At 67.4% G+C, this 18,827-nt stretch carries 16 protein-coding genes; 11 read left to right on the top strand and 5 right to left on the bottom strand.

What is annotated here, in order from left to right; translation table 11 throughout:
- Positions 1-61 precede the first annotated feature (61 nt).
- Positions 62-481, top strand: a complete 420-nt coding sequence (locus LDO15_RS05505; RefSeq protein WP_263428346.1) for a DUF4383 domain-containing protein — start codon at positions 62-64, stop codon at positions 479-481.
- A 235-nt stretch (positions 482-716) separates the two neighbouring features.
- Here LDO15_RS05505 and LDO15_RS05500 read toward each other — a convergent pair whose 3' ends face one another.
- Entirely contained in the window at positions 717-1,223 is a 507-nt protein-coding gene (locus LDO15_RS05500) for a hypothetical protein (RefSeq protein ID WP_223984825.1), read from the bottom strand.
- Between the two features lie 44 nt (positions 1,224-1,267).
- Positions 1,268-2,572 (bottom strand): MFS transporter, encoded by a 1,305-nt coding sequence (locus tag LDO15_RS05495; RefSeq protein ID WP_223984824.1) that lies wholly within the window; start codon positions 2,570-2,572, stop codon positions 1,268-1,270.
- Between the two features lie 736 nt (positions 2,573-3,308).
- On the opposite strand from LDO15_RS05495, the gene LDO15_RS05490 reads away from it, so the two are divergent.
- The 10 genes from LDO15_RS05490 (at position 3,309) to LDO15_RS05445 (ending at position 13,759) form a co-directional block, all read left to right on the top strand.
- Entirely contained in the window at positions 3,309-3,917 is a 609-nt protein-coding gene (locus LDO15_RS05490; protein WP_120953395.1) for a cupin domain-containing protein, read from the top strand.
- A 228-nt stretch (positions 3,918-4,145) separates the two neighbouring features.
- Entirely contained in the window at positions 4,146-5,519 is a 1,374-nt protein-coding gene (locus LDO15_RS05485) for an FAD-dependent oxidoreductase (protein WP_223984823.1), read from the top strand.
- A complete protein-coding gene (locus tag LDO15_RS05480; RefSeq protein ID WP_223984822.1) occupies positions 5,516-6,775 on the top strand; it encodes a CoA transferase in 1,260 nt (419 codons plus the stop codon). Before LDO15_RS05485 ends, LDO15_RS05480 begins: the two co-directional genes overlap by 4 nt.
- Positions 6,772-7,596, top strand: coding sequence for an enoyl-CoA hydratase-related protein (locus LDO15_RS05475; protein ID WP_223984821.1), 825 nt, complete (start codon positions 6,772-6,774; stop codon positions 7,594-7,596). Before LDO15_RS05480 ends, LDO15_RS05475 begins: the two co-directional genes overlap by 4 nt.
- Positions 7,597-7,726: 130 nt before the next feature.
- Complete coding sequence (locus tag LDO15_RS05470; protein WP_223984818.1) at positions 7,727-8,665, top strand: dihydrodipicolinate synthase family protein; 939 nt, start codon at positions 7,727-7,729, stop codon at positions 8,663-8,665.
- On the top strand, positions 8,665-9,453 hold the full coding sequence (locus LDO15_RS05465; protein ID WP_223984814.1) for an SDR family oxidoreductase: 789 nt from the start codon (positions 8,665-8,667) through the stop codon (positions 9,451-9,453). Before LDO15_RS05470 ends, LDO15_RS05465 begins: the two co-directional genes overlap by 1 nt.
- A gap of 51 nt (positions 9,454-9,504) precedes the next feature.
- Positions 9,505-11,007: an aldehyde dehydrogenase family protein gene (locus tag LDO15_RS05460; RefSeq protein ID WP_223984811.1), complete on the top strand. Its 1,503-nt coding sequence runs from the start codon at positions 9,505-9,507 to the stop codon at positions 11,005-11,007.
- 6 nt (positions 11,008-11,013) lie between these two features.
- A complete protein-coding gene (fdxA, locus tag LDO15_RS05455; RefSeq protein WP_223984808.1) occupies positions 11,014-11,352 on the top strand; it encodes a ferredoxin in 339 nt (112 codons plus the stop codon).
- Between the two features lie 123 nt (positions 11,353-11,475).
- Positions 11,476-12,795 carry a serine hydrolase domain-containing protein gene (locus LDO15_RS05450; RefSeq protein ID WP_223984805.1) on the top strand — a complete coding sequence of 440 codons (1,320 nt, stop codon included), beginning with the start codon at positions 11,476-11,478 and terminating at the stop codon, positions 12,793-12,795.
- A 4-nt stretch (positions 12,796-12,799) separates the two neighbouring features.
- Entirely contained in the window at positions 12,800-13,759 is a 960-nt protein-coding gene (locus LDO15_RS05445; RefSeq protein ID WP_223984802.1) for an HNH endonuclease, read from the top strand.
- A gap of 105 nt (positions 13,760-13,864) precedes the next feature.
- Here the strand turns inward: LDO15_RS05445 and LDO15_RS05440 are convergent, their stop codons facing one another.
- From LDO15_RS05440 to LDO15_RS05430, 3 genes are read right to left on the bottom strand one after another with little or no spacing between them, the layout of a single operon-like run.
- Positions 13,865-15,439, bottom strand: a complete 1,575-nt coding sequence (locus tag LDO15_RS05440) for an alpha-amylase family glycosyl hydrolase (protein ID WP_223984799.1) — start codon at positions 15,437-15,439, stop codon at positions 13,865-13,867.
- A 4-nt stretch (positions 15,440-15,443) separates the two neighbouring features.
- The gene (locus LDO15_RS05435; RefSeq protein WP_223984797.1) at positions 15,444-18,191 is read right to left on the bottom strand and encodes a glucosidase; all 2,748 of its coding nucleotides are present in this window, start codon (positions 18,189-18,191) and stop codon (positions 15,444-15,446) included.
- 9 nt (positions 18,192-18,200) lie between these two features.
- The gene (locus tag LDO15_RS05430) at positions 18,201-18,644 is read right to left on the bottom strand and encodes a hypothetical protein (protein WP_223984795.1); all 444 of its coding nucleotides are present in this window, start codon (positions 18,642-18,644) and stop codon (positions 18,201-18,203) included.
- Positions 18,645-18,827: the final 183 nt, after the last annotated feature.

Below are 18,827 nucleotides of genomic sequence, written 5' to 3'. Positions count from 1 at the left end.
TACCGCATCTCCTCATGCCCATGGCGTTCATTTTGGTCGGACAGATGTACAGAACGTAGGCATGGGTGTAGGTATCGTCCTAATCGTCGTAGGCATCCTGGGGTTCATCCCCGGCATCACGACGCACTACAGCGAACTAAGGTTCTTCGGGCCTGATTCCAAGGCACTGTTCCTGAACCTGTTCCAGGTGTCGATGCTGCTGAACATCGTTCAGCTCGCGATCGGTGCCGTCGGCCTGACCATGTCCCGGACCGCAATGGGCGCCCGGAATTTCCTCATGGGCTCCGGCCTGCTGTACATCGTCCTTGGCATTTACGGCTTCATCGTCGGCGTGGAATCGGCGGCCAACTTCCTGTCGCTGAACACCATGGACAATTGGGCCTTCTTGGTAATGGGCGTAGTAATGGCCGGCGCAGGCTGGCTGATGACGAGGCACCTTGAAGAAGACGTGAAGACCCGGTCATCAACCCCCGGGACCTAGGGAGCCGCGAATGAGTAACGTTTCATAGATTCGAAAAAATTCGTACTACCTGCTGGTGCAGTGGCTTTGCGGAAACGCGGCGGCTGCACCAGCTTTCTTTGTGCTCGCACCCATTTCCTGGTGCCCGCCCCCAACTGACTCGCAGCAGGGGCCGTTTTGAGCGCTGAAAACGGCCCCTGCTGCGAGTCAGCTGGGAAAGCGTGGCGGGAACCAGCTTGCAGCCGTTGTCGAGGTGCTAGGTGATGGCCTCAACACGGGGCGGGAGGGTGTCCCACTCCGTTTCCGCGGCACGCATCCAGGGGAAGGGCAGCAGGTCCTTGATCCGCACCTTCCCCACCTCGCCCCCGGCGTCGACCAGGACGGACGTTTCGGTTCCGTAAGAGCGCAGCAGTTCCCGGCAGAGGCCACAGGGGTTGGTGACTTGGGGCTCCCCCCGACCGTCCATGCTGACGGCGACCACGGAGTGGATTGATGCCTCCTGCGCCATGCGTGCATTGGCGAGGGCGCTGGATTCGGCGCACACATTGAGCCGTTTGGCGCCGATGTGCAGCCCGAGGTAGATGGCCCCGGACCCACCACGCATCGCGGCGGCCACCCGGTGGTTCTCGCTGTGATGGGCGGCCAGCAACATCCCGCGGGCTGCCTCATAGAGCTCCACGTCTGACGCGTCCAGTTCAAAGGAGATCACGTTTTCCTCGCCTCCGTTTCGATCCGGGCGGCTGGTGTCCATGAGCGTTCCCACTTTCCGTTCCTGCTTCCTGTGTTCCAACTTCTGAGCCAGTGTTCCTACCGGCCGACGAAGATGCCGTTCTTCCGCCGGGCGAGCAGATAGAAGACGATGCTGAGCGCCGAGAGGACGGCCACGTAGACCGGGAAGATCCAGGACGCATTCAGCGACTGGAGCCAGACCAGGAGGTAGGAGGCCGTTCCGCCGAAGAGCGCGACGCCCAGACCGTATCCGAGCGCAGTTCCGGCGCCGCGGCAGTTCTTGGGCATGAGGGAGCTGGTGACCACGTTGTACAGGGTCATGTTCAGGACCAGCACCACCGAACCGCCGAGGAGAACGGCCGCGAAGCCGGCGATGCCCGGCTTGACGTACATCAGCATCAGGAAGACGGACGGGATGGCCAGCGCGCGGGTGATCAGGAACCACTTGGAAATCGACTTGCCATCGGCAACCTTGCTGATGATCAGGCTTCCGACCACCAGCACGACTCCGAGGACGGTGGTGAGGGCGAAGACAGCGGTCGCGTCTTCCTTGAAGCCGCTGCGGGCCGCCGTCGGCAGGCCGGTGTTCCAGGCGTAGTTGTAGGCCTGCGCCGCCCCGACGACGAACGTGATGGCAAGTACGCTCAGCCAGTGCTTGCGCACCCCGCCCCAGACCGTCTTGGCGGAGTTGTCCGCCAGCTCCTCGGGCTTCATGGTTTCCGGCAGGGTGCGGCGCAGGTAGACCACGACGAAGCCGAAGACCGCGCCAACGATGAACGGCACTCGCCAGCCCCAGTCGGCCATGACGGCCGCGCCGAGCATCAGGCTCGACAGCCAGCTGACCAGCGAGGCGAGCAGGATACCTGCGTTGACGTAGAAGGAAATGATGCCCGCGACAAAGCCCTCGCGTCCCTCGGGGACGAGTTCGACGGCGTGCGCGGTGGACAGCGGGGCCTCAACACCTGTGGAGATGCCCTGGATGATGCGGCAGACCAGCAGGATGACGCCGGCGGCTGCACCGATCTGCTCGTAGGTGGGGCACAGGGCAATGATCAGGGTGGTGCCGGCCATCATCATGATGGACCAGAGCATCACCCGGCGTCGTCCGATCCTGTCGGCCAGGGTGCCGAGCAGGATGCCGCCCAGCGGGCGGAAGGCGAAGCCGACGGCGAAGACGGCCAGGGCACTCAGCGTTGCGGCGATGGGGTCCTGCGAGGGGAAAAACTTTGGCCCGATGAAAGCCGACAGGAGGCCAAAGACCATCCAGTCGTACCACTCCAGAGTGTTCCCTAGTCCGAGGCCCAGGAGCCCCCGGCGCACTTCCGGAGAGAGCCGGGACCTCCGGCCATCCTCCACGTCAATCTTGACGAAAGTGTCAGTCATGATTCTTTTCCTTCCCCCGGCCGTCGGGCGCGGGAGGGTACGGATCACCGGCGGACGCCCTCACGGGGTCACCGGCAATCGAAACTATCGTTTGGCTTGGTCCGCAGGGCGGGACCGGCTCACCACATGGGAGGCGAGTTAGCCCAGATAGCTACGCATGCCTCTTCGTAGCGATTGAATGCAAACGGGCCATCCGGCCCGGCAACGGGGAGTGCGTCCGTAGGAACGTATCCCGGCTGACCGGACAACATCAGGTTTGCGGATGGTTTGGCAGATGCCACTGCACAGTACAAGGGAACGATCACGAACGCGGGCCGGACGCGCCTTCCGCCAGAAGGCCGTTGCGCCCCGTCCCTGTTCGAATCGCGTTGAACCCTTAGTGGTGCGGCTCACACAACTATATTGAAGATCTTCACAGAGTCAATGGTTTTGCCGAAAGTGCGGCCTCACCTCGACCGATGCCGCCCGGCAGCGCGGGAGCGGATCAGACCCGGGGCCCGGATCGCGCCAAAACAGGCGCCACTCCAGCCCCAAAACAGGCCCCACTCCAGCGCCAAAGCAGGCCCCACTCAGGCCCCAAAACAGGCCCCAGACCTGGTCAAAGCCCAAGCCTCAACCCCGGGCCCCGCCGGCGTCGCGGCAGCGCATGAGCCGCAAGAATTTTCACAAAACCATTGATTCGCTAAAAGTTTTCACTATAGTTATGTGTGTCAGCTCACCCAGAGAAAGTCGGACCATGGCCAACGAAAGCGTCACGGGATCTTCCCCTGCCGGCACGAGCGTCCTTCTTGCCACTGTAGGCAACAAGGTCCGCAACATGCGCAAGGACAAAGGGATGACCCTTGCCAAGCTCTCGGAAGTCACCGGCCTCAGCCCGGCGATCGTAAGCCAGATCGAACGCGGCCTGGCCAATCCGTCTTTCACCACTCTGGCGCAGCTGGCGCACGGCCTGGACATTCCGGTGGGGAAGTTCTTCCTCGGACAGGAAGAAACCAGGTCGCCCGTGGTCCGCAAGGCCGAGCGGCGAAACCTCAAAGGCGTTACCAAGAAGTCTGTGGGTGAGGCGGTCTATGAACTGCTCACCCCGGACCTCAACGGTGCGCTGGAGGCGCAATGGATCGTGAGTCCGCCAGGCCACGACACCAGTGCCACTCCTTTCCGGCACAGCGGCGAGGAATTCGGCATCATCCTCTCCGGCCGGAAGGACATCTTCCTGGACGGAGAGTGCTACACCCTGGAGGAAGGCGATTCGATCACCTTCTCTTCGGATACGCCTCACTGGTACAAGAACAGCTACGAAGAGGTCTGCGTAGCGATCTGGGTTAACGCACCTCACGCGTGGTGATCGGCCGGCCCTAGCCGCCGTCGCCATCCTCCGGTCCGGACGCCCGAGTGTCCGTCGGAACCCTTTCCACACTCCGCAGCAAGGTCCGCAACGGGCCGCGCTGCGTCATACCCTCTGCCGGGTGGATTTCGCGGTCAGCGCCGCCGCGCCCTCCTCCTGAGCACCGTCTTCTACGTCACCGGCCGCCGTTCCGACGGCACTTCCATGCCGGAAAGTAAGGATCCCCCCATGACCTCCCTGAACTCGCTGGAACTCAGCACCACGACGGCGGACCTCACCGCCCCCGTCATCTCCCGCTCCGACGTCCTCGTGGTTGGCGGCGGCCCCGCCGGCGTCGCCGCCGCCGTCACCGCGGCCCGCTCCGGCGCAGCCGTCACCTTGCTGGAGCGCTATTCCTCCCTCGGCGGCCTCGCCTCCGGCGGCATGGTCCTGGTGCTCGATGACATGATCAACGGCCAGGAAATCACGGTCACGGGCATCGTCTCCGAGTACGTCGAACGGCTCCAGAAGCTGGGCCTGGCCATCGTCCCGCCGGCCGATGACCGCAAGACCTCCGAGGAACTGTGGAACAAGTGGGGCCGCTACGGCACCTTCGACTTCCACTCCCACACCACCCCCAAGCCGGTCTGCTACGCCGCCGCCTTCGACCCGGACGGCTGGAAGCGCGTCTCCAACGACCTCGTCCGCGAGGCCGGCGTCAACCTCCGCCTGCACTCCTGGTTCTCCCGTCCGATCGTGGACAACGGCGTCATGAAGGGCGTCATCTGCGAGACCAAGTCCGGCCCGCAGGCCTTCATGGCCGACATTGTCATCGACACCACCGGCGACATCGACGTCGCCTCCCGGGCCGGCGCCAGCTACATCAAGGACAGCTACCTCACCACCCTCGTCTTCCGCCTCGGCAACGTGGACACCAACGCCGCCGAAGCCTTCGAACAGGCCAACCCGAAGGAAGCCCGCGCCATCAACCGCAAGATCAAGCGCCTCCTCGGCGGCGCCTGGGAACTGTGGTGGCTCAAGACCCCCATCGACGGCGTCGTCTGGTGCAACGCGCCCCACATGACCGGTTTCGACGGCGTGGACCCGGCGGACATGACCGCCGCCGAGTTCGCCGCCCGGGACCGGATCACCGAGGCCGTGGACTACGTCCGCGCCAACCTGCCCGGCTTCGAGAACTGCTACATGCTCGACGTCGCGTCCCAGATGGGCGTCCGGCAGACCCGCCTGCTCGAGGGCGAGTACGTCATGACCAAGGACGACGTCACGCAGCGCCGGCACTTCGCCGACACCGTGGCCCGCGGCCGCGACTACTACTACCCGTACCGCTCGCTGCTGCCCAAGGAAGTGGACCAGCTGCTCGTTGCCGGCCGCCACTACTCCGCCACCCCCGAGGCGCAGAAGATGTCCCGCGAAATCCCGCCCTGCATGGCCATGGGCCAGGCCGTCGGCGTCGCCGCCGCGCTGGCCATCCAGAACGGCACCCTGGTCCGCGACGTCTCCGCCCTGGACATCCAGCAGGGCATGCGCCGGCACGGCGCGGACCCGGGCGACGTCCCGTCGTCGAACGCCACCGTTGACGTGGACGCGGTGGTGGGGGCATGAGCACCGTCATCGAGGACCTGCTGTCAGGCACAACAACCGGCACGACGGCGGCGCCCGCACCTGAATCTGCCGGCACCCCGCTGCCGCTGGACGGCATCAAGATCGTCGACTTCACCCAGGTGTTCATGGGCCCGTCCTGCACCCAGCTGCTGGGCGACTACGGCGCGGACATCATCAAGGTGGAGCGCCCGGGCGCCGGGGACATCTCCCGCAACTCGTTCCCGGACAAGGACGGCCAGGACAACCCGATCTTCCTGTCCATCAACCGGAACAAGCGCAGCATCTCCGTGGACACCCGCACCGGCGAGGGCAAGGACGTGCTCCGCCGGCTGCTGGCCGACGCCGACGTGGTGGTCAGCAACTTCCGCTCCGGCGTCATGGAGCGGATGGGCTTCGGCTACGAGGACCTCAAAGCGGAGAACCCGGGCATCATCTGGGCCTCCGGCACGGGCTTCGGCCCGGTGGGCCCGTACTCCCACAAGGGCGGCCAGGACGCGATCGCGCAGGCCTACTCCGGTGTGATGTGGCGGCGCGAGTCGGAGGACATGAAGCCCTCCATCTACCCCACCACGCTCTGCGACTACATCACCGGCATGCACCTCATGCAGGGCATCCTGCTGGCACTGCGCACCCGGGAATCCGCCGGTGTGGGGCAGAAGGTGGAGGTGACCATGTACGACTCCATGCTGCACCTGCAGATGCAGGAGGCGTGCATGCAGCTCAACCGCGGCTACGAGGTCAACTGGGGCGCCATGCCGCTGAGCGGCGTCTTTGAAACCACCGACGGCGCCGTCTGCATGGTGGGCGGCTTCACCCCGGACCCGCTGGCCCGCATCTCCGAGGCCCTCGGCCTGGACGAGGACCTCACGCAGCGTCCCGAGTTCGCCACCCTCGAGGAGCAGTTCAGGCACAAGCCGGCACTGCAGGCGATCTTCCGCGAGCGCATCGCCACCAACACCACCGAGTACTGGACCGGCCAGCTGGAGGACAAGGGACTGCTCAACGCCCCCGTGCACACCCTGGAACAGACCCTCGCCGACGCGCAAACGCACGCCAACGGCATGATCGTCGAGGCCGAACACCCCGGCGTCGGCACCGTGAAAATGCTCAACGCCCCCATCCGGCTCTCCGCGACACCGCCCAGCATCCGCCGGGTGGCCCCGCGGCTCGGCGAACACAACGTCGAGGTCCTGCTGGAGAACGGGTTCGACGCCGAGGCCATCGAGCGCCTGCAACAGCTGGGAGTGCTCCGGTGAGCGCCGTGACAGAAGCGGCGAAGACCGCCTCCGTTCCAGTGGACGAAGTGACCCTGACCGTCGAGAACCACGTCGCCACGGTGGTCATCGACCGCCAGCACGTCCTCAACGCCGTCGACGGCCGCGCCCAGGCCCGGCTCAACGAGATCTGGGACCAGCTCGAGGCCGATCCCGACGTCCGCGCGGTGGTCATCACCGGCGCCGGGACCCGCGCCTTCTGCGTCGGGGCGGACATGTCCGCCGCCGCCGTGGACAAGACCGGCCTGCAGTACTGGGCCGGGCTGGATCCCAACGGCTTCGGCGGGCTCAGCCTGCGCACCACGCTGGACGTTCCCGTGATCGCCAAGGTCAACGGCTACGCGCTCGGCGGCGGCATGGAAATCGTGCTGGGCGCGGACATTGTGGTCGCCGCGGACAGCGCCCGGTTCGGGCTGACGGAACCGCGCGTGGGGCGTCTGGCGCTCGACGGCGGCATCCACCAGCTGGTGCGCCGGATCCCGTACACCCAGGCGATGGGCATGCTCCTGACCGGGCGGAAGGCCGAGGCGGCGGAAATGCAGTCGATGGGCCTGGTCAACGAGGTGGTCCCCGCGGAGGAGCTCGACGCCGCGGTGCAGCGCTGGCTGGACGCGATCCTCGCCTGTGCCCCCACCTCCGTCCGGGCCGTCAAGCAGATGGTCACCCGGACCGCGCACCTGACCGCCACCGAGGCCCGCGGGCTCCGGCTCCCGGCCCTCATGGCCGCGCTGGACAGCGCGGACTCGGCCGAGGGCGTGCGCGCCTTCCGGGAGAAGCGCCCGCCGGTCTGGCCCGGACATTAGGGATGCAGCCGGTGAGGATGCGGCCGCCAGAAATGCAGACATCAGGAATGCAGACGCCAGGAATGCAGACATCAGGGACGCAGCCATGGGAGCAGCAGCCACTTTGGGACAACGAATGAAGGAGAATCCGATGCGGGAGTCACTGACACCCGGAGTGTGGGGCGTCGTCGCCACACCATTCCAAGGCAGCAGCCTGGACGTGGACCTGGACAGCCTGGCCGGGCTCGTGGAACGCTACGAGGCCATCGGCGCCACCGGCCTGACCGTCCTGGGCGTGTTCGGCGAAGCCGCCGCGCTCACCTCCGGGGAACGCGCGCACGTGCTGGAAACCGCCGTCGAATGCACCGAACTGCCGCTGGTAGTGGGCGTGACGGCGCTGGCCACCCGGCCGGCCATCGAGGAAGTCCTCGCCGCCCAGGCCGTCGCCGGCGAGCGCCTGGCCGCCGTTATGGTCCAGGCCAACTCGCCCCGGGCGGACACGGTGATCCGCCATCTGGACGCCATCCACCGCGCCACCGGCGCCAAGGTGGTCCTGCAGGACTACCCGCTCGCCAGCGGCGTCAGCATCACCGCCCAGTCCCTGATCACCGTGGTGCAGGCCTGCAGCTTCGTCACCGCGGTCAAGGCCGAGGCGCCGCCCACGTCCGTGGCGATCGGACAGCTGACCGCAGCCCTCGACGTCTCCGTGTTCGGCGGCCTCGGCGGACAGGGGCTGCTGGACGAGCTCCTGGCCGGCGCCGCCGGGGCCATGACCGGCTTCTCCTACCCCGAGGCGCTCATCGCCTGCGTCCGGGCATGGCAGTCCGATGGCTACGAGGCCGCCCGCGATGCCCTGCTGCCCTACCTGCCGCTGATCAACTTCGAGCAGCAGGCACGGATCGCCCTGGCGGTCCGCAAGGAATGCCTGCGCCAACGCGGACTGATCGCCGACGCCGGTGTCCGGACTCCGGCGTCGCCGTTCCCGGAGGTCCTCCGGCCGGCCCTGCTGGCCCACCTCGCCGAGGCGGCACAGGCCCTGGAATCCGGTGCGGCAACGACGCCGGCCCTCACGACGGCGGGGAGGAACTGATGGATCTCGGAATCAGCGGAAAAACCGCCTTCGTGGCGGCCTCCACCGGCGGACTCGGCCTGGCCATTGCCCGCGCCCTCGCCGCCGAAGGGGCACGCGTGGCCATTACCGGACGGCGCCAGGTCCGCGCCAAGGAAATCGTCGCCGAACTGACGGAGGCCTACGGGCCGGGCGCCATCGCCGTCGAAGCGGACCTCAGCACCGCCGAAGGGGTGGCCGCCGCCGTCGAACAGACCGTGGCGGAACTGGGCCCCATCGACATCCTGGTCCTCAACGGTCCCGGGCCCAAACCCGGCGCGGCCGCCACCCTCGGCGCCGACGACATCGCCGCCGCCTTCGAACAGCTCGTCAAACCGCACCACGCCCTGGTCTCGCACATCCTGCCGGGCATGCGGGAACGGCGCTGGGGACGGATCCTGGCCGTCGGCTCGAGCGGCGTCGTGGCACCGCTGCCCAACCTGGCCGTGTCCAACACCGGCCGCGCCGCGTTGGCCGGCTACCTCAAGACCCTCGCCGCCGAGGTCGCCCTCGACGCCGTCACGGTCAACATGCTCCTGCCCGGCCGCATCGCCACGGACCGGGTGGCGGAACTCGACCACGCCGCCGCCAAGCGCCGCGGCACCACACCCGAGGAAATCCAGCTCGAGTCCCGCAAGACCATCCCCGCCCGCCGCTACGGCGAACCCGAGGAATTCGGCGCCGCCGCCGCGTTCCTCTGCAGCGCCCCGGCCTCCTACATCACCGGCGTGGCCCTGCGGTGCGACGGCGGCCTGATCCGCAGCCTCTAGCCGCCCGCCACCAGACCTCCCGCCCTTTCCCGAATCACCCGAAGGAACCCCATGACTTCCACGGCAACAGACCTCTCCACTGCAACCGAGACCCCCACCGAGCGGGACCTCATCACCGCCCGGCACCTCATCAACGGCGCATGGCTCGGCCAGGCGGACACCGGACGCATGAACCCCGCCCGCCCCGGCGAACTCGCAGCCCTCTCCCCCAGCGGCACCGCGGCCGACGTCGACGCCGCCATCAGCGCCGCCACCGCCGCCCAGCCGGCCTGGGCCGCCCTGCCCGCCCCCGCCCGCGGCGCCATCCTCATGGCCGCCGGCGACCTCCTGCTGGAACGCCAGGCCGCGATCGCCGGTGACCTCGTCCGCGAGGAGGGCAAGACCTTCGCCGAGGCCAAGGGCGAGGTCAAGCGCGCCTCCGACGTGCTGCGCTTCTTCGGCTCGCTCGGCTGGGCCGCCACCGGCGAGGTGCTGCCCAGCGGCCTGCCGGACACCACCATCACCACCCGGCGCGAGCCGCTCGGCGTCGTCGGCCTCATCACGCCGTGGAACTTCCCCATCGCCATCCCGGCGTGGAAGTCCGCCCCGGCGCTGATTAGCGGCAACGCCGTGGTCATCAAGCCGGCCGAGCTCACCCCGCTCTCCGCCACGCACCTGGCCCGCGCCCTGCAGGACGCCGGGCTGCCCGCCGGCGTGTTCAACGTGGTCCACGGCAAGGGCCGCGTGGTGGGCGACGCCCTGGCCCGCGACCCGCGCATCGCCGGGCTGTCCTTCACCGGCTCCACCAGCGTGGGCCTGGGACTGCAGGAGATCCTGAACGCCCGCCGCGCCCGGGTCCAGCTCGAAATGGGCGGCAAGAACGGCGTCCTGGTCCTGGACGACGCCGATCCCCGCAAGGCCGCCAAGGTGGTCGCCGCCGGCGCGTTCGGGCTCACCGGCCAGGCCTGCACCGCGACCTCCCGCGTCTACGTCACCCCCGGCGTCCGCGAGGACTTCCTCGCCGCCCTCACCGAGGAAGCCGCCGCCTACACCCCCGGCGACGGCCTCGGCCGTGACGGCTCGGGCGGCGCCGCCATGGGTGCCGTCGTGAGCCGCCAGCAGTTCGAACAGAACCAGGCGGCGGTGCGTACCGCCGTCGAACGCGGCGCCACCCTGCTCCACGGGGCGTACGACGGCGGCGCGGACGCCGGCTTCCTGTTCCCGGCCGCCATCCTCACGGACCTGCCCTTCGACGACGCCGCCGTGACGGAAGAGATCTTCGGCCCCGTGGTGGCCGTCCTCGAGGTCCCGGACTACGAGGCGGGACTCGCCGCGATCAACGATTCCCGCTACGGCCTCACCGCCGGCATCTGCACCGACTCCCTGGCGCTCGCCACCGACTTCGCCGCCCGAGCCCAGGCCGGCGTCATCAAGGTCAACCGTCCGACGGCGGGCCTGGACCTGAATGTGCCGTTCGGCGGCGTCAAGGACTCCTCCACCAACACGTTCCGCGAGCAGGGGAAGTCCGCGCTGGACTTCTTCACGTGGGGCAAGACCGTCTACACGGGTGTGTAGCCTGCCATGACGTACGTGATCGCGCAGCCCTGCGTGGATGTGAAGGACAAGGCGTGCATCGAGGAATGCCCGGTGGACTGCATCTATGAAGGCGAACGCTCGCTCTACATCCACCCGTCCGAGTGTGTGGACTGCGGCGCCTGCGATCCCGTGTGCCCGGTCGAGGCCATCTACTACGCGGACGACGTCCCGGACGAATGGGCCGACTACGTCCGGGCCAACGCGGAGTTCTTCGAGGAGCTGGGGTCACCGCTTGGCGCCTCGGTCCTCGGGAACCTGCACCGCGACCACCCAGTGGTGGCGGCGGCAACGGCTGCACCGGCAACGGCAGGGGCCGCCGGCTGACCCTGTGACTTATGGCTCTAGTCGCCGGCGGGCGGCCTGAGGAGCATCACAAGGGTCAGGACTCTGCCCGGCCAGGGCATCCTCCGACCCCGAGTGCAAACCCGACCTGCAAGAAGGACCGTCATGTCGGTGGCCTGGATTCGCCCTTCACCCCGCCGGCTCACGGCCGCGGTCGCCGCCGTCGTGCTCACCGCGGCCGTGGGCGGGTGCAGTCCCAGGCCGGCAACGCCGGCCCAGCCGCTCCCGCCCGATTCCGGCTACCGGGCGGTGCTCGAAGAGTTCAGCAGGAGGATGCTCGACGACGGCGCCCCCGCCGTGCTCATCCAGGTCCGGGTAGGCGGGGACGAATGGTCCGCGGCGTACGGTGTCCGGAACCTGGACGGCGGCTCCCGGGCCGAGGCAACGGATCCTGTCCACGTCGGCGGCATCACCAAATCCATGGTGGCGGTCTGCGTGCTGAAGCTGGCCGAGGAGGGCCGGATCCAGCTGGACACGCCGGTCAGCGCCTATCTGCCGGACTTCGACCGGGTCACCCACGCTCCGGGACCCGTCACCGTCCGCCAACTCTTGCAGCACCGCTCCGGGATGCCGTCCGTTGACGGGCCGCTGTACGATCCCGCCACCGTGCAGCAGGCCCTGACCACCAAAGTCAGCCTGGCCGACCTGCTGGCCATGGCCGGCCGGATCTCGTGGCAGGCGAAGCTGGCCCAGGGCTTTGAGTACTCTAACTCGAACTACATTGCCCTGGCGCTGATCGTCGAACGCCTGCGCGGACGGCCGATCGGCGAGGTGATCCGCACCGACATCATCGAGCCGCTCGGGCTGACCGGGACCTCGATGACGGCGGCCGGGCCTCCGCCGTCGTCCATGGTCCACGGCTACATCACGCTGGACCGCAGGCAGCTCGATGTCACGTATCCGGCGGCCCAGATCGACAACGCCGCCGGCGGCATGGTGTCCTCCGTGGCGGACGTGAACACCTTCTACCGTGCCCTGCTGCAGGACCGGCTGCTCAAGGCCGATACGATCACGCAGATGCAGAGCCCGCTCTACGCCAGGTACGGCCTCGGCGTGGTCCGCTGGAACGACCTCTGCACGAACGACTTCTACTATGGCCATCCCGGCGACGTCCCCGGCTACGGCACCATCGCCATGACCAGCGCCGACGGAACCCGGCAGCTCACCATGGCGGTGGCATTCCCGCCGGAACCGCTCCAGTCCGGCGCCCCGCGCATCCTGCAGGAAATGCAGGCCATCGCGGAGGACACTCTCAACGCCACGTGCCAGGCCGCGCCCTCAGGGCCCGTCCAGGCTGCCGCCGGCCGTCCGGCCCGCCACGCGTCCGGCTCCGTGACAAACTCTGTGAAAAGCTCTGTGACAAACTCTGCGAAAAGCTCTGCGACAAACTCTGTGACACTCCGGCAAGAGTCACTGGGACAATAGGCAGATGACAGCCATCATCCTCGTCTGGAACCCGGACGAGTGGAACGAGTGGACCTACCCGGCGGTCCTGGACGAGGTTGCCGAAACCGGCTGGCACCTGGCCAGCTGGGAGGTCGGCAACGGGGGCGCGGAGGCCGGCGCGGGCAGCGGGGAGGCCGACTTGGGCAGCGGCGAAGCCGGGGCCGAGGGCGGGTTCGCCGGTTCCGGCACGGAGGCGTGGCTCGTGCTTCAGGGCCGCCATGGACGCGGCCTGATCGGGCACGGCGTCATCGTCTCGGAGCGGCCGGCGCCCCGCCTTCAGGAATCCGAGGCCGGGACCGGCGCGCGGGCCGGATCCCGGATGGCCGGCACCCGGCGCTACGTGCGCGTGGCCTTCGATGCCCTCCTGCCCGCCGGGGACCAGATCCCGCCCGGCGTCCTCAAGGAGGCCCTGCCCGGCATCGACTGGGACGCCGTGCACGGCTCCGGTCTGGCCATGGACCCGTCCGTCGAGCCCGTGCTCCGCGGGCTCTGGGACGAATTCGGTCCGCGGCCGGGGGCCGACCCCACGCAGCCCCTGCCCGGGACCGTCCCGGCCGCAGCGGTCAGCCGCGTCGAGGTGAACCGGTATGAGCACAGCCCGGACGCGCGGCGGGCCTGCATTGCCCATCACGGGACCAGCTGCGCCGTGTGCGGGTTCTCGTTTGAAATTGCCTACGGGGAGATCGGCAAGGACTTCATCCCGGTCCACCACCTTGTCCCGATGTCCCAGCTGGGCAGCCACTATGAGCTGGACCCGGTCACGGACCTCGTGCCGCTCTGCGCCAACTGCCATGCCATGGCCCATCACGGCGTGAGCACGCCGCGCACGGTCGCGGAACTGCGCCGGATCAGGGCCGCCGCCGGGTACCTGACCGGACACGCGCTGAGCCAGGACGAGCTCCAGGCCCAGCAGGACGCGCGGCGGATCCTCGAACAGCAGTAGCGCGATCACAACAGTAGCGCGGTCAGAGCAGTAACGCAGGAATCTCAATGACGTTGTCAACGGATTCCTCGGGTGCCGACTATGGCGTGGGGTCATGGCGTGGGGTCATGGCGAGCGGTCGAGCCGGAGCAGATGCCATTGCCATGCGTCCAGCCCGACGAACAGCCCCTCGACCAGATCGTCACCGGCGCGCTCGAAACTCATATCCCGGGTCGGGTCGGTCAGCTGCCACCGGTGACCACGCAGATCCGGCCACGGTGCTCTCACCTGACCGGTTGCGGGCGCATCGCTCAGATTCACCACGATCAGCCACCGGGTGGCACCGTCCCAGCTCCAGGCGACGAGATTTTCGAAGCTGTTGTCCCCCGGCCATCCCGACCGTTCACACAATTGCCAGTGCCCGTCCCGATAAGTCGGGTCGGCGACAGCCGCCACGAGCCGGCGGTAGAAATCCGCCAGCTGGTCATCGGCCGGCTCGGTGGGGAAGCGGCCGAGGAACACCGGAAGGCGTACCCGCCGCCCCGACAGCTGGCCGTGGTGAATCAGCCGTGCCCCGGTCTGGGTCAGTGCCGTCACCGCCGCCGCCTCTGCACGGCCGGCTATGAACGCAGCCGCGGCCCGTGGCTCGTCGTGATTCTCCACGAACCGGACGAGCGCGTTCTGATATGCGGGCTCTGCCAGCAGGTGCAGCCGCACCTCCTCGGCAGTACCGCGGAGAAGGCGGTCATACAAACGCTTGTCGTAGCAGTAGTCGAAGCCCTGCTGCATGAGGGACCACTCAAGATCCCAATAGGCTTCGGCGATGAATACGAAACCGGGGTGGGTTTCACGGACGGCGGTGATCACTGTTGGCCAGTACTCTGTGCCCGGTGCGGGCCCGACCCGGGCGCCCCAGGTCCGGGCGAACACGTCGTTCATGACCAGCATCGCCATGTCGCAACGCACCCCGTCGCACTGATCGGCGATCGATCTGACGGTCTCCACCGCCGCCGATCGCAGGGCGGGGTCGAAGGCGTTGAGCTGAACGACATCCGGCCACGCCGGGAAGTAGGGGTCCCGCCCGTTGGCGAGCACCCGGCCGCCCACCTCGACGAAGGACGCCGGATCTTTGTCCAGGTCCGCCGCGGTCCCCTGCACGAAGAGCTCAGGTGTCTCCGTGGTCCACGGATGATCCGGGGCGACATGGTTGGGCACGAAGTCCAGGATCAGCCGGACGCCGCGCACCGCCAGCGCCTCCCGGGCTGCGGAAAGCCCGGCAGGGCCACCCAGGCGGTCGTCGACCACATAGTCCCTGACACAGTATGGCGACCCGACGACGTCCTCGGCACGCCAGTCGGGAAGAGCTGCCTGGAAGTCGGCCCGCAGGGCAGGGTTTTTCAGTGCGATCGCGATTCCGGCGGGGCTGCGACGCCAGACGCCCATCAGCCAGACCGAATCGAAGCCCAGTCCGGCAATCTCGTCCCAGTGCCGTTTCGGGACGGAGCCCAGATCGATGGGTTTGTTTTCTTCGGCGCTGATTGATGCGAGCCATGCCCAGGTGTTGATCTCGTAGATATAGGGGTGGGCCACCGGTGGCGTCAGGCCCGGTGCTCGGACCGGCACTACCATCCCGTCCGTCATCGTGCCGTCGCCCCTCATGGCTCCCCGGAAACGGCTTTGTCCCTCAGTGTTGTTCGGCATCGGTTCACAGCTCCGTTTCCGGTGGTCCTGTCGTGGTGGCGGGCGCCGGGTTGTCCCCGAACACCATCCGGTGGCTGTGGTGAGGCGGGTCCAGGATGAGGTCCGCGACCACGGCGGTCCACCCGGTCTGGTGCATGGCGCCGAGTCCGGCCCCGTTGTCGCCGTGGAAGTACTCGTAGAAGAGCAGGTTCTCTTTCCACGCGGGATCGTTCTGCAGCAAGTCGACGCCACCATAGACGGGCCTGCGTCCGTCCGGGCCGGGGAGCCAGATGCTCACCAGCCGGTCGGCGAGGTCACTGGCAATCTCTCGCAGGGTCAGGTGGTGACCGGACCGGGTGGGGTATTCGATGGTGAAGTCTGGCCCGAAGAACTGGTCGTACTGCAGCAGGGCCCGGATGACGAGATAGTTCACCGGCAGCCACACCGGTCCCCGCCAGTTGGAATTGCCGCCGTACATCGCCGTCCGCGATTCGGCGGGCTCGTACTGGATGGCAGCGGTAGGCAGCCCCGGGACGGTGTAGGGGGTGTTGTGCCGTTTGGAGAGCGATCGCAGTCCGTGGGGAGACAGGAATGCCTCCTCGTCGAACAGGGTGCCGAACAGCCGGACGAGTTTGTCCATCGGGAGGACTGACAGCAGCGTCCGCCGCGAATCCCCGCTGCCACGGACCTGCCAATCGAGAATCTCGTGCCGGTCGGTCTGTTCCAACCGGCTGGCGAACCGCTTCCGCAGCCGGCGGTTCCGGTCCGTGTCCTGGGTGGGGAGCGCGACCGCGGGCAGCGCAGGGATCAACCCGACGAGGGTCTGCACCTTGATTGGAAAGCTGGTCCCGGAAGGATCGGTGAGCCGGTCGTAGAAGAAACCGTCCTCGGTGTCATAGCAGCCTGAGTCCTCCAGCGCGTCCATGATCAGCACGGTCTGTTCCAGGAATTTCACGACCATGTCCTCATAGACGTCGTCATGTTCGGCGAGTTTGGTGGCCAGGGTGAGCATAGCCACCGAGTAGTACGCCATCCACGCGGTGCCGTCGGCCTGGTCCAGTTTGAAGCCGGGTGGGAGGTGCGAGCGGTCGATGGGGCTGATGTTGTCCAAGCCTAAAAAGCCGCCGCCGAACAGGTTGTTCCCGTCGGGGTCCTGCCGGTTGAGCCACCAGGTGAAATTCAGCAGCAGCTTGTTGAACACCCGTTTTAGGAAGTGTAGGTCGGTGCCGCCGTCGATGACGAAGACCCGGATGGCGGCCAGCGCATGGACGGGCGGATTGACATCGTCGAAGCTCCACTCATAGGACGGGAGCGCACCGTTGGGATGCTGGAACCATTCCCGAAGGAGCACCAACAGCTGGTATTTGGCGAACGCGGGGTCCAGGTGTGCCCAGGTGACGGCGTGAAACGCCAGATCCCAGGCCGCGAACCACGGGTACTCCCACGGGTCGGGCATGGCCAGCACGTCGAAGGAGTCCAGGTGCCGCCACCCCGTGTTCCGGCCGTTACGGTGCCCGGCCGGCGGCGCCGGTTGGCCGGGGTCGCCATCCAACCACCGGTTCACCCGATACGGGTACATCTGTTTGCTCCAGATCAGCCCCGCGCAGGACTGGCGCATCACCTGCATCGGCCCGGCATCGATCTCAGCGGGGGCTATGGCCGCATAGAACTCGTCAGCGTCCCGCTCCCGGGCTGCCATGACGTCATCAAAGTAGGCATCGGACCAGCCGGCGCGGGGTGTGGCCCGGTCCGGGACCGGCCGGTGCAGCCTCAGCCGCAACTCGACCCGGCCTCCGGCCGGCACGGCCACCTGGTACCACCAGGCTGCCTTGGTGCCCCGATGTTGCGGATTCACGGTCTCCGCGCCGGAGACCACGTGGTCGTTGATGCCGTCCTTCGGATAGGCGGTGACCGGAGCCGCCCCGAACAGGCGGGCCGTGTTCGTCTCGTTGTCACAGAACAACGCCTGCGGCCGGACGCCCTCCGTGGTGGGAGCGGCATCGAGCCGGTAGCCGGACAGCCGTGGGTGCTCGACCGCGATCCCGTCCCCGTCCAGGAACAGCGACGGCGCGCTACCGCCGTTGACCCGCCACGTGTTGCGGAACCACATGGTAGGCAATACCGAAAGCACCGCTTCCTCGGATGAATGGTTTTCGAGGGTGATCCGGGCAAGTACCTCGGTAGGTGATGCCTTCGCGTACGCGACATCCACCGACCAGTACCGGCCGCCGTCGAACACACCGGTGTCCATCAACTCGAACTCGGGTTCGTCCCGGGAGCGGCGGGCGTTCTCCTCGACCAGCCGCTGATAGGGAAACGCTGCCTGCGGATAGTGATACCGCCACCGCAGCCATGCATGGCTGGGCAACGCATCCGGGTACCACCAGTATTCCTTGACGTCCTCCCCGTGGTTGCCCTGCGGACCGGTCAGCCCGAACATCCGCTCCTTCAGGATCGGATCGGCCCCGTTCCACAACGCCAACCCCAGGCACAGGTCGTGATGAATATCGGACAGCCCAGCCATGCCGTCCTCGTTCCACCGGAACGCACGGGACCGGGCCTGGTCATGCGGAAAATACTCCCACGCGTCACCACTGTCGCTGTAGTCCTCCCGCACCGTGCCCCAGGCCCGCTCCGACAGGTAAGGCCCCCATTCGTACCAGGGATTCGCCTCGAACAAGACGTCCTCCGCGGCACCCATGGCCTCAGCCAGCCGGGCATGTTCAGCGGTCACACCCCGAGGTGCCGCGGGCGGAATCATGTCGTCGGTCATGACGGCCCCTTAGGAATTGACGGTCGGCGGCGTTTTTTCGGCCCGTAGCTCCTCGCCGTGGGCGATGACCGCGAAGATGATCAGCACGTCGATGGCGATCACGATCAAGGACCACCATGGCTGCGCCGGAACGAGCATCAGTTGAACGACCGCGCTGAGGCCAGCCACGACCACAGCGACGATTCGGGCCCACGCTGCACCGGAGAAAAGCCCGACGGCGGTGAGGATCAGGAGCACGCCGAGAGCCACATTCCACCAGCCCCACCCCTTCGCATCGAAGATGAACAGGGCGCGCGGGGTCGACAGATAGTAGGTATCGGGCCCGGTCAGCGCGACGAGGCCTTGAAGGCCGATGAAAACGCCGTTGATTATCAGAATGATTCCGGCGAAACTGACCCAACCAGTCCAGCCGGTTGAAGCAACAGGATGATGAACAGCGCTCAGTTTACTCATTGCGTGGATCGCTTTCCGTTGAATGTTCTGCCATAGCCCACAGGGTCGGCGCAGACGTGTCGTGAAGCTCGTACCGGTTCCGATGATGTGTCAGTGATGGCAACAACCGGATCCAGCCGAACCTGGGAGAGCCGACAGATCGTCATGACTTTCATGACGGGATGCCCGGCGGCCACCCGTTTC

It is taken from the genome of Arthrobacter sp. NicSoilB8, assembly GCF_019977355.1.
GTDB lineage: Bacteria > Actinomycetota > Actinomycetes > Actinomycetales > Micrococcaceae > Arthrobacter.
This window is presented reverse-complemented; position numbering and strand designations above follow the sequence as displayed.

Bases quoted from the DNA above. Each gene is read 5' to 3' on its own strand.
- LDO15_RS05505 (WP_263428346.1), top strand. From the start codon at position 62: ATGGGTGTAGGTATCGTCCTAATCGTCGTAGGCATCCTGGGGTTCATC.
- LDO15_RS05495 (WP_223984824.1), bottom strand. From the start codon at position 2,572: ATGACTGACACTTTCGTCAAGATTGACGTGGAGGATGGCCGGAGGTCC.
- LDO15_RS05490 (WP_120953395.1), top strand. From the start codon at position 3,309: ATGGCCAACGAAAGCGTCACGGGATCTTCCCCTGCCGGCACGAGCGTC.
- LDO15_RS05485 (WP_223984823.1), top strand. From the start codon at position 4,146: ATGACCTCCCTGAACTCGCTGGAACTCAGCACCACGACGGCGGACCTC.
- LDO15_RS05480 (WP_223984822.1), top strand. From the start codon at position 5,516: ATGAGCACCGTCATCGAGGACCTGCTGTCAGGCACAACAACCGGCACG.
- LDO15_RS05470 (WP_223984818.1), top strand. From the start codon at position 7,727: ATGCGGGAGTCACTGACACCCGGAGTGTGGGGCGTCGTCGCCACACCA.
- LDO15_RS05465 (WP_223984814.1), top strand. From the start codon at position 8,665: ATGGATCTCGGAATCAGCGGAAAAACCGCCTTCGTGGCGGCCTCCACC.
- LDO15_RS05460 (WP_223984811.1), top strand. From the start codon at position 9,505: ATGACTTCCACGGCAACAGACCTCTCCACTGCAACCGAGACCCCCACC.
- fdxA (WP_223984808.1), top strand. From the start codon at position 11,014: ATGACGTACGTGATCGCGCAGCCCTGCGTGGATGTGAAGGACAAGGCG.
- LDO15_RS05450 (WP_223984805.1), top strand. From the start codon at position 11,476: ATGTCGGTGGCCTGGATTCGCCCTTCACCCCGCCGGCTCACGGCCGCG.
- LDO15_RS05445 (WP_223984802.1), top strand. From the start codon at position 12,800: ATGACAGCCATCATCCTCGTCTGGAACCCGGACGAGTGGAACGAGTGG.
- LDO15_RS05440 (WP_223984799.1), bottom strand. From the start codon at position 15,439: ATGCCGAACAACACTGAGGGACAAAGCCGTTTCCGGGGAGCCATGAGG.
- LDO15_RS05435 (WP_223984797.1), bottom strand. From the start codon at position 18,191: ATGACCGACGACATGATTCCGCCCGCGGCACCTCGGGGTGTGACCGCT.
- LDO15_RS05430 (WP_223984795.1), bottom strand. From the start codon at position 18,644: ATGAGTAAACTGAGCGCTGTTCATCATCCTGTTGCTTCAACCGGCTGG.